We start from the raw sequence: 14,429 nt of genomic DNA, 5'->3' as shown, positions 1-14,429 counted from the left end.
GGGCGCGACGCCTTCATGTCGCGGCGTAGTCGCTTGGTCTAAGGGGTGTTCCCCTGAGTGGAGTTCCATCCTATGATGGTCCATTCACCCCCCTTTCCTGCCGCCGAAGCGACGCCCGCCGGGTCGCGCCCATGAAGAAGGTGATGCCATGCCGCTCGCTTCACCCCTGGCCGAGCTTGCCTCGCAGGATCGCCTTGCCAGCCTGACCCGCACCGACATCGGCGAGGCCAGCCAGCAGGCGGCCATGCTCGATTGCGTCGAGCGCCGCTATTACCAGACCGCGTCCGGCAGCTACCACGGCAGGTTCGAACGCTTCGCGGTCTCGGGCCTTTCCTTCTGTCGCGAATCGCAATGCCGTTCGATCATGCGGCTGGTTGCCATGCCAGATGATCTCGTCACGCTGTTCCTGCCCAGCGACCGCTCCGCGATGCGGGTCGGCGTGCGCGAACTGGGACCGGGCACCGTCGCCTTCCAGCCCGGCGGCTCTCAATTCGACGTCTACACGCGCGGCGAATCCGAGGTCGCGTTCCTGCTGGTCGATGCACAGCGCTTCCAGCGTGCGGCGCTGGGCATGGACGAGGCCTTGTGGGCGTCCCGCCTGGCGCAGGGCGGCCTGCTGCATCTACGCAACCAGGATTTCCTGCGCCAGGTGGTGTCGCAGGCGCTGCAGGCCGCGCCGCAGTGGTTGTCGACCGACCAGAACGCCGATTGGCAGGACAGCCTTGCACGCGCGACCCTGAGCGCGCTGCTGCAGGAACTCGGCGCGGCCGCTGATGCGCAGGAGCCTGGCGGACGCGCTTTCCTGGGGCACCTGCATGCGTGGCGCATGGCCAGCCGGGCGCGGGACTTCATCGAGGCGTCGGTGCACCGGCGCCTGACCGTGATGGACGTTTGCCTGGAGCTGGGCGTCAGCCGGCGCACCCTGCAGGACGTCTTCCATCGCGTCCTGGACATGAACCCGGTGGCCTACCTGCGCATGGTGCGGCTGAACCGCGCGCGCCAGGAGTTGTGCAATCCCGGCCTGCCGTTGCCCACCGTCGGCGAGATCGCGGCCCGCTGGGGGTTCCTGCATCCCAGCCAGTTCTCGGTGGACTACCAGCGCATGTTCGGCGAACTGCCGTCGCAGACGCTGCGCCGCTCGGCCGGCCTGCCCGGGGTGGCGCCGCGTGCCGCTGCCCTGTGGCCTGCCGGCCGAGCGGGCGCGCATGACGCGCGCGGGCGCTAGGCCTGCGGATAGGCCGAGATCAGCTCGCCCAGGATGCGCACCCCTTCGCGGATGCGCGCCTCCGACACCGTCACGAAGCTCAGGCGCAGGGTGTTGTGCTGCGGGTCGCCCGCATAGAACGGCGCGCCCGGCACGAAGGCCACGCCACGCGCCACGGCCTGCTCCAGCAGGCGCGTGCTGTCGATGTGCGCGGGCAGCGTCACCCAGATGAACATGCCGCCCTCGGGCGTGTCCCAGCGCACGGTCTGGGGGAAATGCTGCGACATCGCATCCAGCATGTGCGTGCACTGCTGGCGATACAGCTCACGCACGGCGGGCAGGTGGCCCGCCAGGAAACCATCCTTCACGATCTCGTGCACGGCCATCTGCGTGAGCGTGGCGGTGTGCAGGTCGGTGGCCTGCTTGGCCTGCACCAGCTTGTTGATGAGCGAGGGCGCGGCGGCCAGGTAGCCAAGCCGCAGCCCTGGCGCCAGCACCTTCGAGAACGAGCCCATGCGGATCACGTTCGCGCCGGCTTCCTGTCCCAGCGCCAGGAGCCCGGGCTGGGGCTCGCCGGCATAGCGCAGTTCGCCGTAGGGATCGTCTTCCACCAGCGGCAGGTTCAGGCGGGCCGTGGCCTCCACCAGCGCGTTGCGGCGTTGGCGGTCCAGCGTGCGGCCGGTGGGATTCTGGAAGTTGGGCAGGGCGTACAGGAAGCGTCCGCCTTGGGCCAGCGCGGGCGTCAGCGACTCGGGCTGCAGGCCGCCTGCGTCGGAGGGCACTGACACATAGCGGGGCTGGTACAGGCTGAACGATTGCAGCGCGCCAAGATAGCTGGGGGTTTCGACCAGCACCTTGCTGCCCGGATCGATCAGCACCTTGCCCAGCAGGTCCAGGCCCTGCTGCGAGCCTGACAGGATCAGGATGTTGTCGGGGCCGACCCGCGCGCCCTGGCGGCTCAGGTCCTCGGCCACCCAGGCGCGCAAGGGCCCGTAGCCCTCGGTGGGGCCGTATTGCAGGGCGCTGCGGCCTTGGGTGGACAGCACCTTGTCGTAGGCCGCGCGCACCACGTCCACCGGGAACCCGTCAGGCGAGGGCAGGCCGCCCGCGAAGGAAATGATGTCGGGTCTTTCGGTGATCTTCAGGATTTCCCGGATGGCCGAGCTGGTCAGCAGGCGGGCGCGTTCGGAATAGGTGCAGGCGGGGTCGTAGGGCTGGTCCAAGGCGGATCTCGATGGGGGCGGGCCGGGCCGCAACCGGGTAGCCGCCAGCCCGAAAACCCAAGAGAATACGCCTTTGGCGAAAAGTTGCGCCGCCATCGCCGGTAATGGCGCGCACAACGGCGTCCGGTCTCTTCTGGGTGTTCCTGCTCCTCATGTTCGAACCCTTTTCCTTCTCCTCGCCCGACAAGCCGGGCCAGTATGCCGAGCTGATCCAGCAGGCCCGCGCGCTCTTCGACGGCGAGCATGACTGCATCGCCAACGCCGCCAACCTGGCGTCGCTGGTCTACGGCGCCTTGCCTGATCTCAACTGGGCAGGCTTCTATTTCTTCGACGGCACCGAGCTGGTGCTCGGCCCCTTCCACGGCAAACCCGCCTGCGTGCGCATTCCCTTGTCCCGGGGTGTCTGCGGCGCGGCTGCCAGCCAGGGCGTCACGCAAGTGGTGCCCGACGTGCATGCCTTCCCGGGCCACATCGCCTGCGATGCGGCGTCGCGTTCCGAGATCGTGGTGCCCTTGCTGCGCGGCGGCGCCTTGCTGGGCGTGTGGGATGTCGACAGCCCCGTGCCCGGCCGTTTCGACGAGGAAGACCGGCAGGGCATGGAAGCCCTGTGCCAGGTCTACCTGGACAGCCTGGCGCCCGCAGCCTGAGCGAGGCTGCGAGGCAGACTCGGGTTTACCCCTGGCGGGACGCCTTGGGGCTGCGTGTATAGTGCGGCGAGCCCAATCCGCTCAATGACCGCAATACAACCCGCGCCGTCCAGGCGTCGGAAATGCGTAGCCGTTCGCCATGCCCGCAGCCTCTTCCCTCGCCTATTTCGCCACTGCCCTGTTTGCGCTGGCGGTTCTGCACACGTTCTCGGTCCCATTTTTCGCGAACCTCGCGCATCGCAACGGTCCGCATGCCGGTGCCTGGCATTTCATGTCCGAGGTCGAGGCCGTCTTCGGCATCTGGGCCTTCGCGCTGCTGGTCGGCATGGTGGCGCTCACGGGCCTGCCCTCCATGGTCGAGTACCTGGATACGCGCAACTTCACCGAACCGCTCTTCGTTTTCGCCATCATGGTGGTGGCGGCCAGTCGTCCCATCATCGACCTGGTGGGCCGCGTGGTGCATGCCATCGCGCGCGTGCTGCCAGTGCAGCGCGAGCTGGCCACTTTCTTCGTGATCCTGTCGGTCGTGCCGCTGGCAGGGTCTTTCGTCACCGAGCCTGCCGCCATGACGCTGGCGGCCCTGCTGCTGCGCGGGGCGTATTTCCAGCGGCCGGGGCAGGCAGGCTTCAAATATCTGGCGCTCGGCGTGTTGTTCGTGAACGTGTCCATCGGTGGCGTGCTCACGGCCTACGCCGCGCCGCCCGTGCTGATGGTGGCGGGCACCTTCGGCTGGGACTCGGCGTACATGGCCACGCATTTCGGCTGGCGCGCGGCCGTCGCGGTGATCATCAATGCGATGGCGCTGACCCTCATCGCCCGGCGCGCGCTGCTCGATGGCGACGTGGGCCAAGACCGGCATGCCTCGCCGCGCCACGGCGCCGACCCGAAGCAGATGCCCGTGCCGTTCGCCGTCATCGCCGTGCACCTGGCCTTTCTGGTCGGCATCGTGCTGTCGGCCCATCACCCTGCCTTGTTTCTCGGCTTGCTCATGCTTTTCATCGGCTTCTGCGAAGCCTACAAGCGCTACCAGTCGCGGCTCATGATCAAGGAGGGCCTGATGGTGGGCTTCTTCCTGGCAGGGCTGGTGGTGTTGGGTGGTTTGCAGAAGTGGTGGTTGCAGGATCTCCTGGGCGGCCTGTCGCCCACGGTGCTGTTCTGGGGGGCCACCGCGCTCACGGCCGTCACCGACAATGCTGCGTTGACCTATCTGGGGTCGCTCGTGGAGGGCACCTCGGAAGCCTGGCGGATCATGCTGGTGTCGGGGGCCGTCACGGGCGGCGGCTTGACCGTCATCGCCAACGCGCCGAATCCTGCCGGTTTCGCCATCCTGAAGAACGCGTTCCCGGGCGGCTCGATCTCCGCCGGCAGGCTGTTCCTGGCGGCCCTGGGACCGACCGGGGTGGCCGCCTTGATGTTCCTCTTGCCGGTCTGACCGCCAGGGCGGCGGCGCGGATGCCCGTCGGCGCCTCGACGGCTGCCGTCGCAAAGGGCAAAACCCGCTAAAATCCCCCGTTTTCCCGATTTTTTTGCGAACGCCCCGCCCATCGCGGGCGCGCACCGGCGCCGCGCGCCGGGGAGCCAAGACCGTGCCTATCTATGCCTATCGTTGCAGCGCCTGCGGCCATGCCGAGGATACGCTGCAGAAAATGTCCGATGCCCCGCTGACGGTGTGCCCGTCCTGCGGCCAGGCTGCCTATGCCAAGCAGGTGACGGCCGCCGGCTTCCAGCTGAAAGGCTCGGGCTGGTATGTGACCGATTTCCGCAATAACGGCAGCGGCGGCGGCAATGCCGCCGGCCCGGCCAAGGCCGGTGGTGACACTGCCGGCGCGGCTGACGCCAAGCCGGCAGCCGAGAGCGCCGCAGCCCCGGCGCCCGCCGCGGCCCCTGCCGCGGCCGCCACGCCCGCGGCGCCCAGCGCGTCGTGAGCGCGGATCGCTGACTTTCCGCGCCGTGTCCTGAAACACGGCGCCCCTACAATCGAATCATCATGGCCCACCGTCGCGCGGCCCGCGCCGGCAGGTTCCAACCATTACGGAGTCATCCCGCATGCGTACGTGCTACACCGGCCAGGTTTGCCGCGAACATCTCGGCCAGACCGTTACCCTGTTCGGCTGGGTGCATCGCCGCCGCGACCATGGCGGCGTCATCTTCATCGACCTGCGTGACCGCGCCGGCCTGGCCCAGATCGTGTTCGATCCGGACCACGCCGAGTCCTTCGCCACCGCCGAGCGCCTGCGCAACGAGTTCTGCGTGCGCGTGACCGGCCTGGTGCGCGAGCGTCCGGAAGGCACCGTCAACAAGGACCTGGCCTCGGGCGAAATCGAGATCCTGTGCCGCGACATCGAGATCCTGAACGCCTCGGTCACGCCGCCCTTCCAGCTGGACGACGACAACCTGTCGGAAACCACCCGCCTGACGCACCGCGTGCTGGACCTGCGCCGTCCGCAGATGCAGCGCAACCTCATGCTGCGCTATCGCGTGTCCATCGAAGTCCGCAAGTTCCTGGACGACCTGGGCTTCATCGACATCGAAACGCCCATGCTGACCAAGAGCACGCCCGAAGGCGCGCGCGACTACCTCGTGCCCTCGCGCGTGAACGCCGGCCACTTCTTCGCGCTGCCGCAGTCGCCCCAGCTCTTCAAGCAGATGCTGATGGTCTCGGGTTTCGACCGCTACTACCAGATCACCAAGTGCTTCCGCGACGAAGACCTGCGCGCTGACCGCCAGCCCGAATTCACCCAGATCGATTGCGAAACCTCGTTCCTGTCGGAAACCGAGATCCGCGCGATCTTCGAGTCGATGATCCGCCACGTCTTCAAGGTGGTCCAGAACGTCGACCTGCCCGAAGATTTCCCGCAGATGACCTATGGCGAAGCCATGCGCCTCTACGGTTCGGACAAGCCCGACCTGCGCGTCAAGCTCGAGTTCACCGACCTGAACGACGTCATGCAGGACGTGGACTTCAAGGTGTTCTCGCAGGCCGCCATCACCCCGGGCAGCCGCGTGGTCGCCCTGCGCGTGCCGGGCGGCGGCGCCCTGTCGCGCAGCGAAATCGACGCCTACACCCAGTTCGTCGCGATTTATGGCGCCAAGGGCCTGGCCTGGATCAAGGTCAACGAGGTGGCCAAGGGCCGCGAGGGCCTGCAGTCGCCCATCGTCAAGAACATCCATGACGCCGCGCTGGCCGAGCTGCTCAAGCGCACGGGCGCGCAAGATGGCGACATCCTCTTCTTTGGCGCCGACCGTGCCAAGGTGGTGAACGACGCCATCGGTGCGCTGCGCGTCAAGATCGGCCACAGCGAATTCGGCCGCAAGACGGGCCTGTTCGAGAACGCCTGGCGCCCGCTGTGGGTCGTCGACTTCCCCATGTTCGAGTACGACGAGGAAGCCGGCCGCTACACCGCCGCCCATCACCCCTTCACCAGCCCCAAGGATGGCCACGAGGACCTGCTGACCAACGATCCGGGCAAGGCGCTGGCCAAGGCCTACGACATGGTGCTGAACGGCTGGGAAATCGGTGGCGGCTCGGTGCGTATCCACCGCGAGGAAATCCAGAGCAAGGTGTTCCGCGCGCTGAAGATCGACGCCGAGGAAGCCCGCGAGAAGTTCGGCTTCCTGCTGGACGCGCTGCAATACGGCGCGCCGCCCCATGGCGGCATCGCCTTCGGCCTGGACCGCATCGTCACGATGATGACGGGCGCGGAATCCATCCGTGACGTGATCGCCTTCCCGAAGACGCAACGCGCGCAATGCCTGCTGACCCAGGCGCCGTCGGCCGTCGACGAGAAGCAGCTGCGTGAACTGCACATCCGCTTGCGCCAGACTGAAGTGAAGTAATCCCCCCCCCCGAGGCGCTGCGCGCCTCCCCCCCAGGGGGGCGGCACCTGCGGACCGGCAGAGCCGGCTCCGCGATGCCCCGGGTCAAGGGCATTGAAGCCGCTTCTGTGCCGTGCTGCTGCCCCATAAACCCCAGGAGGTTTCTCCTGGGGTTTGTTTTTTCCGCTTGTCACCTTGTGAGAGGGACTGACTCGCGGGTGACAGGCTGGCGGGGTTATTCTTTTGGGGTGTCCAGCGTTGGAGAGACTTGGTGTCGGTCATTCGCGTCGTCAGCTACAACATCCACAAGGGCCGGTCGGCCCTGGGTCGGCGGGATTCGCTGTATGAATTGCGGCTGGGGCTGCACGGCCTGCGCCCGGACGTGGTGTTCCTGCAGGAAGTGCAGGGGCGCAACGATGTGTCGAATGTCCTGAATGCCCAGCACGAGTCGCTGGCGGCCGGCCTGCGCATGGAGGTGGCCTATGGCCGCAATGCCGTGCGCGCGGCCAGCGACCATGGCAACGCCCTGCTGTCGCGTTTCCCCATTATTGGCCACGAGAACCAGGACATCTCGGATCACCGCATGGAACAGCGTGGCCTGCTGCATGGCACGATCAACGTCAACGACCGTGAAGTGCACTGCTTCGTCGTGCATCTTGGTCTGTTCGCCGCCAGCCGGGTGCGCCAGATCAACGCGCTGGTCGAGCGTATCGACCGTCTGGTGCCCGACGACGCGCCACTGCTGATCGCGGGCGACTTCAATGACTGGAAAGACATGCTATCGCCGCTCTTCGTGCAGCGATTGGGTGTCTACGAGGTCTTTGCGCACGCCCAGCGCGCGCACAATCCCGGCGCGCCCAAGCTGCTGGACTCGGTCCGCAACCTGAGCAGCGTGCTGCGCGGGCAGGGCTTGCGCCAGAAAGGCCCGGTCCTGCGCACCAATCAGCTGGGCATGGAGGGCGGGTTCAGCCTGCTGCCGCCCCCGCGCACCTTCCCCGCCGCCTTTCCCTGGCTGCGGCTGGACCGCATCTACCAGCGCGGCTTTGCCGTGCGCAGCGCCCGCGTGCTGAAGGGCGCGCCCTGGACAGCGCTGTCGGACCATTCTCCGATCCTGGCCGAGCTGGAGCTGCCTTGACCGTCAGCGCGCGGGCGGCTGCCCGTCGGCTGAAGTGGACCGACGATAACGACATCCAGCTTCTGTGCAACGGCGTGGCATTCTTCCCCGCGCTGTGCGCGGCCATCGATGCCGCCCAGGAAAGCGTGCACCTCGAAACCTATATGTTCGAGCTGGACGAGGTGGGCGAGACCGTCCTGGCCGCACTGGCGCGCGCCACCCAGCGTGGCGTGCGCGTGCGCGTGGTGCTGGACGGCTTCGGCTGCGCGCAGAGCGCAGCCGCCATCGAGGCCCGCGTGGCGGCGATGGGCGGGCAGTTCCGTGTCTATCGTCCCGAACCCCGGCACCTGGCCTGGCTGGTGCCCAGCCGGCGCCGCTTGCGCCGGTTGCATCGCAAGATCACCACCGTTGATGGCAAGATCGCTTTCGTTGGCGGCATCAACATCATCGACGACTTCAATACCGGCGAGCCGCCCCAGCCCGACGCGCCGCGCGGCAAGCCGCGCTATGACTACAGCTTGCGGGTGTGCGGCAGCCTGGTGGCGCATGCCGTCCATGCGCAGGACCTGCTGTGGGTGCGGATGAACCTGGCGCGCCTGCGCCGCCATCCGGCCGAGTGGCGCACGCTGCGCCTGACGCCGCCCGCCACGCCACAGGGCGAGCCTTGCGGCGCCACGCGCGCGGCGCTGATGCTGCGCGACAACGTGCGGCATCGCAAGACCATCGAGGCGGCCTACCTGCGCGCCATCGCCTCGGCCAAGCATGACATCGTCATCGCCAATGCCTATTTCTTTCCGGGCCTGGAATTCAGGCAGGCCCTGTCCCGGGCGGTGGCGCGCGGGGTCAGGGTGCGGCTGCTGCTGCAGGGCAAGGTCGAGTACCGCATGCAGTACCACGCCACTCGCGCCCTCTACGACGAATTATTGAGGGCAGGCATGGAGATATACGAATACATGCCCAGCCACCTGCACGCCAAGGTCGCGGTCATCGACGACTGGGCCACGGTGGGATCGTCCAACCTGGACCCCTTCAGCCTGTTGCTTGCGCGCGAGGCCAATATATTGGTCGATGATCCGGCATTTGCACGCAACTTGCTGGAATCGCTCGAGAAAACCATGGCTTCCGGTGGCCGGCTGGTTGAATTGCGCGCCTACGGCAAGCGGGGGTGGTTGCACCGGCTGGTGGACGCCGCTTCGCACGTCATGCTGCGTATCGGCGTCGCGTTGACCGGCAAGGGGACGGAGTACTAACGTCCGGTAATGCCTGGACACGGCTTGTGGGCGTGCCCCTTGGTTGGGGGGCACTACACTGGCGGTCCGGCGACCCCTCTGGCCGCCCGAATTCCAGTCCAGCCCGCCTAGAAGGAGACCCCGCATGTCCACCCACCCGTCGTCGAGCGACCAGCCCGCCATGTCGGTTTCCGTGCGTAAGGTGGCGGTCCTGGGGGCGGGTGTCATGGGGGCGCAGATCGCCGCGCACTGCGTGAACGCGGGCGTGCCGGTGCTGCTTTACGACCTGCCGGCCAAGGACGGCGACAAGAGCGGCATTGCCCGGCAGGCCATCGCCCGGCTGCAGAAGCTCAAGCCCGCGCCGTTGGCCGCGCCCGATCTGGCCGTGCGCATTACGCCGGCCAACTACGACGAACACCTGGACCTGCTGGCGGACTGCGACCTCGTCATCGAGGCCATCGCCGAGCGCCTGGACTGGAAGCGCGACCTCTATGAAAAGATCGTGCCGGCCCTGGGCTCGCACGTCATCCTGGCATCCAACACGTCCGGCTTGTCCATCACCGAGCTGTCCAAGGTGCTGCCTGCCGGCCTGCGGCCGCGTTTCTGCGGCGTGCATTTCTTCAATCCGCCGCGCTACATGCACCTGGTGGAACTCATCCCCACCGCCGAGACCGAATCCGGCCTGCTCGACCAGTTGGAAACCTTCCTGGTCTCGGCCCTGGGCAAGGGCGTGGTGCGCGCGCGTGACACGCCCAATTTCGTGGGCAACCGCATCGGCGTCTTCGGCATCCTGGCCGCCGACATCGAGGCGCGCAAGCACGGCCTGAGCTACGAAGTGGTGGACGAGCTGACCGGCAAGCGGCTGGGCCGCGCCAAGTCCGGCACCTACCGCACGGCCGACGTGGTGGGCCTGGACACGCTGGCGCACGTCATCGAGACCCTGCAGACGGGCCTGCCCGACGATCCCTTCAAGTCGTCCTTCGCCATGCCCGCCGCGCTGAAGAAGCTGCTGGAAAAGGAAGCATTGGGCCAGAAGGCGGGCGCGGGCTTCTATCGCAAGGAAGGCAAGGCCATCCTGCGCTGGGACAATGGCGCGGGCAAGTACGTGCCGGCCGACGGCCAGATCGACCCTGACGTGGCCGAGATCCTGGCGCAGCGCGACCCGGGCGCGCGCCTGAAGGCGCTGCGCGAGTCCGACAAGCCGCAGGCCCGTTATGTCTGGGCGCTGTTGCGCGACACCTTCCACTATGCCGCCGTGCACCTCGCGCAGATCGCCAACAGCGCGCGCGACGTGGACCTGGCCATGCGCTGGGGCTTCGGCCACGAGCAAGGCCCCTTCGAGATCTGGCAGGCTGCCGGCTGGCGCCAGGTGGCGGGCTGGATTGCCGACGATATCGAGGCGGGCGAGGCGCTGTCCTCGCAGCCGCTGCCCGAATGGGTCACCAAGGGTCCGGTGCCCGAGACCGGCGGCGTGCACACACCCAAGGGCTCGTGGAACCCGCGCCTGGGCCGCTTCGAGCCGCGCTCGACGCTGCCGGTCTACACCCGCCAGATCGTGCCGGTGCGCCTGGCTGGCGAACTGAACCGCTCCTCCACCATGGTGTCGGCCGCGGGCGGGCGCGTGGTGCTCGAGAACGACGCCATCCGGCTGTGGACGCTGCCCGCGCCGCATCCCACGGACGTCCTGGTCGTGTCGTTCAAGACCAAGATGCACACGATCAGTCCGGAGGTCACTCGCTCGCTGCTGCAGGCGCTGGACCTGGCGGAGTCCAATTTCCGCGGGCTGGTGATCTGGCAGGACAGCCATCCTTTCTCGGCGGGCGCCGACCTGAAGTCGATGGTGGCGGCCTACAAGGAAGGGGGGCCTGATGCCATCGAGCCCGAAGAGCGTCGCCTGCAGGAGCTGACGCAGCGGCTGCGCTATGCGCGCGTGCCCACCGTGGCCGCGCTGGCCGGGCTGGCGCTGGGCGGCGGCTGCGAGCTGGCCATCCATTGCGCCAGCCGCGTCGCGCACCTGGAAACGTACATTGGCCTGGTCGAAGTGGGCGCGGGCCTGGTGCCCGGCGCGGGCGGCATGGCCTACAGCGCACGGCGCGCGGCCGAGCAGCAGGCGCTGTGCGCGCCCGGCGCGCCCCTGCTGCTGTTCCTGCAGAAGTTCGCCGAAGCCATTGCCGGCGCCAAGGTGGCTGGCTCGGCACGCGAAGCCGTCACGCTGGGCTATCTGCGCGACGACGATCCGATCGTCATGAACGAACACGAATTGCTGTACGTGGCCGTGCGCCAGGCGCACATGCTGGCCGAAGCGGGCTGGCGCGCGCCGGTGCCCGCGCCGTTCCCCGTCGCGGGCCGTGACGGCATCGCCACGCTGACGGCACAACTGGTGAACATGCGCGAAGGCGGCTACATCTCGGACCACGACTTCCTGCTGGGCCGTCATGTGGCGGAGATCCTGTGCGGGGGCGACGTCGACCCGGGCACGCTGGTCGACGAGGCCTGGATCCTGGCGCTGGAGCGCAAGGCCTTCCTGGCGCTGCCTGCCGTCGAGGCCACGCAGGCACGCATCGCGTCGCTGATGACCACCGGCAAGCCGCTGCGCAACTGATATCCCGGATACCGCCACGCGCGCGGCTCGCCGTGCCTGGCCTGAAGATTGGAGACGCCATGCCCCGCACGCTACAGGACGCCTACATCGTTGCCGCCGTTCGTTCGCCGATTGGCCGAGCGCCGCGCGGCGCCTTGCGCCATGTCCGTCCGGACGACCTGCTGGGCATGACCTTGCGCGCGCTGATGGCGCGCGCGCCCAACCTGGATCCAGCCGCCGTCGAGGACGTGATTGCCGGCTGCGCCATGCCGGAAGGTTCGCAAGGCCTGAACGTGGCGCGCATCGGCGCGCTGCTGGCCGGCCTGCCCGTGACCACGGGCGGCGTGACCGTCAACCGTTTCTGCGCCTCGGGCCTGACCGCCGTGGCCATGGCGGCCGACCGCATCCGCGTGGGCGAGGCCGATGTGCTGATCGCCGCCGGCACCGAGTCCATGAGCCAGAACCCGCCCATGGGCGCGAACCCCTCGTTCAGCCCGGACATCTTCGCGCGCGACGAGAACCTGGGCATCGCGTTCGGCATGGGCCTGACCGCCGAGAAAGTGGCCCAGCAATGGAAGGTGTCGCGCGAAGACCAGGATGCCTTCGCCCTGGCCTCGCACCAGCGTGCGCTGGCTGCGCAGGCGGCAGGCGAGTTCGATGACGAGATCTTCCCGCTGGCGCTGACGCGGCGCCAGCCTGACGCCGTGACCGGCGAGGTGCACGTGCGCCAGGAACCCTTCAAGGCCGACGAGGGCCCGCGTGCCGACACCAGCCTCGAGGCCCTGGCCAAGCTGCGTCCGGTGTTCGCCGCACGCGGCAGCGTCACTGCCGGCAACAGCTCGCAGACCTCGGATGGCGCCGGCGCCTTGCTGGTGGTGTCCGAGCGCGCGCTGAAGACCCACAAGCTCACGCCCCTGGCGCGTTTCGTCAGCTTCGCCGTGCGCGGCGTGCCGCCCGCCATCATGGGGATCGGGCCGAAGGAAGCCATTCCGCTGGCCTTGAAGCACGCGGGGCTGGGCCTGGACAAGATGGGCTGGATCGAACTGAACGAGGCCTTTGCCGCGCAATCCCTGGCCGTCATCCGTGACCTGGGGCTGGATCCGGCCGTGGTGAATCCGCTGGGCGGGGCCATTGCGCTGGGTCATCCGCTGGGCGCCACCGGCGCCATGCGTTCGGCCACCGCCATCCACGCCCTGCACCGCCGCAAGCTGGACTACGCCATGGTCACCATGTGCGTGGGCACCGGCATGGGCGCCGCGGGAATCTTTCAGCGCGTTTGAAGGCCAGATTGTCGCCTTAAGGCGGAGCCTGGCTCTCGAAGAGCGGTAGAGAGGCTGCATCGTGCAGCCAGCATTACCAAAAACTGCGAGGGGCAAACACGAATCCTGCGCTGTACAGGATTACGCCAAATGCCACATGCAGGGCGAAAGCGGCCCAGGCGGGCCAGGCGCGCCGAGTAGGCACTGCGAGCAACGCAATCATGCTTTCTACGTAGAGCATGAACGTTACGGCTTGCCCCGTCCACGCGAAGTTACCTGCCGGTTGCTGATGTCCAGTTTCTACCAGGCAGATGCTGACGATCATCCCGAAAGCGTAAAGAAACCAAGCGAACTTCAATTCTGAAGGCGCCACCCCTTGCCGCCAGATGATGTACGCCGTGATAACGGGGAACAGAAGAGATCCAGGCAGTTTGCTAAGAACTTCGGCGGCTCCGCCATATACGAGGAATGGGGCAAATCCGATTCCTGTTTCCGATGCGCTGCCATAAGTCATTGTGAATTGGAAAGCCAGCACAATAGTGGCGGGCATAGCAATCAGTGCCATGTTCCGAAGTGCGGCACCGCGCTGTCCCAAAAAATATCGATACAGTTCAACTGCCATTGCGCAGGGGAGGAACGCAATCAGAAATGAAGGTTTTGATATGGCGGAGAGAAGGATGCTGGCAGGTAAAAGTACATACCAAAACAGAGTGCCCTTGCTACGGAATCCGATCATGAAATATGCAAGCATGATCGTGACCGAAAAGACCTTCAAAATAATTTGCGTAGGATTGTGATAGACCGTCGGAGCGATGTAGCCCAGATAAAAATTTGTCTTGAGTAGCGTTTGCAGGAAGACGTGGGAGGCAATGAGAACCATGACTGCCAGCGTCACCGTCATGACAATGCCATGCCTCCCTGGTGTGTCGCGTATCCGTAGCGCAATGACGCCCGCCATTGCTGCATAGCACAGCGCTAGCACGGCGATGGTGATGTGTTCGTAGGAAAAACCCGTCAGCGATGTGCCCCCAATCAACAGCAGTTGAAAGAGAAAATGGGGCGAGGTGATGTCCGATAGTTGATGAATGGACTTCGCGTAGTGGATGTGCGCGGGATAGTCGCTCCCTGCTTCGAGGTAGGGCAGGATGGGAAAAGAGAAGACAAAAAGGGCGATCAGTGCGGCAGACCAAGCTGCAATAGACTTCCCGAAACGTGCGACATGCTGTGGCACCTTGGCAGCCGATAGGGAAACGTCCTGCATGAGTGGCTCCGAGCCTAGTGATGGGGTAGTAATCGGGCCGGATTTTAACGGGTAGAACCGTGAATGCAAGATTCACGATGAGCTGTGGATTGTGC

At 66.7% G+C, this 14,429-nt stretch carries 11 protein-coding genes; 9 read left to right on the top strand and 2 right to left on the bottom strand.

Annotated features, from left to right (window positions below):
* Positions 1-148: 148 nt before the first annotated feature.
* The gene (locus ODI_RS21845; protein WP_067757728.1) at positions 149-1,225 is read left to right on the top strand and encodes a helix-turn-helix domain-containing protein; all 1,077 of its coding nucleotides are present in this window, start codon (positions 149-151) and stop codon (positions 1,223-1,225) included.
* Here ODI_RS21845 and ODI_RS21840 read toward each other — a convergent pair.
* Positions 1,222-2,427, bottom strand: a complete 1,206-nt coding sequence (locus tag ODI_RS21840; RefSeq protein ID WP_067757725.1) for an aminotransferase-like domain-containing protein — start codon at positions 2,425-2,427, stop codon at positions 1,222-1,224. The two genes, ODI_RS21845 and ODI_RS21840, sit on opposite strands and share 4 nt — an antisense overlap.
* 152 nt (positions 2,428-2,579) lie before the next feature.
* Between ODI_RS21840 and ODI_RS21835 the strand changes: the two genes are divergently transcribed.
* The 8 genes from ODI_RS21835 (at position 2,580) to ODI_RS21800 (ending at position 13,094) form a co-directional block, all read left to right on the top strand.
* Positions 2,580-3,074, top strand: coding sequence for a GAF domain-containing protein (locus tag ODI_RS21835; protein WP_067757871.1), 495 nt, complete (start codon positions 2,580-2,582; stop codon positions 3,072-3,074).
* 139 nt (positions 3,075-3,213) lie between these two features.
* Entirely contained in the window at positions 3,214-4,506 is a 1,293-nt protein-coding gene (locus ODI_RS21830) for a putative Na+/H+ antiporter (RefSeq protein WP_067757722.1), read from the top strand.
* A gap of 154 nt (positions 4,507-4,660) precedes the next feature.
* Positions 4,661-4,999, top strand: a complete 339-nt coding sequence (locus ODI_RS21825; protein ID WP_067757719.1) for an FmdB family zinc ribbon protein — start codon at positions 4,661-4,663, stop codon at positions 4,997-4,999.
* A 121-nt stretch (positions 5,000-5,120) separates the two neighbouring features.
* Complete coding sequence (aspS, locus tag ODI_RS21820; protein ID WP_067757716.1) at positions 5,121-6,911, top strand: aspartate--tRNA ligase; 1,791 nt, start codon at positions 5,121-5,123, stop codon at positions 6,909-6,911.
* Positions 6,912-7,161: 250 nt separating this feature from the next.
* On the top strand, positions 7,162-8,025 hold the full coding sequence (locus tag ODI_RS21815; RefSeq protein ID WP_067757868.1) for an endonuclease/exonuclease/phosphatase family protein: 864 nt from the start codon (positions 7,162-7,164) through the stop codon (positions 8,023-8,025).
* A complete protein-coding gene (clsB, locus tag ODI_RS21810; protein ID WP_067757713.1) occupies positions 8,022-9,254 on the top strand; it encodes a cardiolipin synthase ClsB in 1,233 nt (410 codons plus the stop codon). The genes ODI_RS21815 and clsB overlap by 4 nt, the downstream gene beginning before the upstream one ends.
* Positions 9,255-9,378: 124 nt before the next feature.
* Positions 9,379-11,835, top strand: coding sequence for a 3-hydroxyacyl-CoA dehydrogenase/enoyl-CoA hydratase family protein (locus tag ODI_RS21805; RefSeq protein WP_231968162.1), 2,457 nt, complete (start codon positions 9,379-9,381; stop codon positions 11,833-11,835).
* Positions 11,836-11,894: 59 nt separating this feature from the next.
* Positions 11,895-13,094, top strand: coding sequence for an acetyl-CoA C-acyltransferase (locus ODI_RS21800; RefSeq protein WP_067757710.1), 1,200 nt, complete (start codon positions 11,895-11,897; stop codon positions 13,092-13,094).
* 73 nt (positions 13,095-13,167) lie between these two features.
* Here ODI_RS21800 and ODI_RS21795 read toward each other — a convergent pair whose 3' ends face one another.
* On the bottom strand, positions 13,168-14,334 hold the full coding sequence (locus ODI_RS21795) for a hypothetical protein (RefSeq protein ID WP_067757707.1): 1,167 nt from the start codon (positions 14,332-14,334) through the stop codon (positions 13,168-13,170).
* Positions 14,335-14,429 lie beyond the last annotated feature (95 nt).

Source organism: Orrella dioscoreae (genome assembly GCF_900089455.2).
GTDB classification, from domain to species: Bacteria; Pseudomonadota; Gammaproteobacteria; order Burkholderiales; family Burkholderiaceae_B; genus Orrella; species Orrella dioscoreae.
Note: the sequence above shows the minus strand (reverse complement) of the source record. Positions and strands in the feature narration are given on the sequence as shown.

Excerpts from the sequence above, each read along its gene's own strand:
- ODI_RS21845 (WP_067757728.1), top strand. The coding sequence starts at position 149 with ATGCCGCTCGCTTCACCCCTGGCCGAGCTTGCCTCGCAGGATCGCCTT.
- ODI_RS21835 (WP_067757871.1), top strand. The coding sequence starts at position 2,580 with ATGTTCGAACCCTTTTCCTTCTCCTCGCCCGACAAGCCGGGCCAGTAT.
- ODI_RS21830 (WP_067757722.1), top strand. The coding sequence starts at position 3,214 with ATGCCCGCAGCCTCTTCCCTCGCCTATTTCGCCACTGCCCTGTTTGCG.
- aspS (WP_067757716.1), top strand. The coding sequence starts at position 5,121 with ATGCGTACGTGCTACACCGGCCAGGTTTGCCGCGAACATCTCGGCCAG.
- ODI_RS21805 (WP_231968162.1), top strand. The coding sequence starts at position 9,379 with ATGTCCACCCACCCGTCGTCGAGCGACCAGCCCGCCATGTCGGTTTCC.
- ODI_RS21800 (WP_067757710.1), top strand. The coding sequence starts at position 11,895 with ATGCCCCGCACGCTACAGGACGCCTACATCGTTGCCGCCGTTCGTTCG.
- ODI_RS21795 (WP_067757707.1), bottom strand. The coding sequence starts at position 14,334 with ATGCAGGACGTTTCCCTATCGGCTGCCAAGGTGCCACAGCATGTCGCA.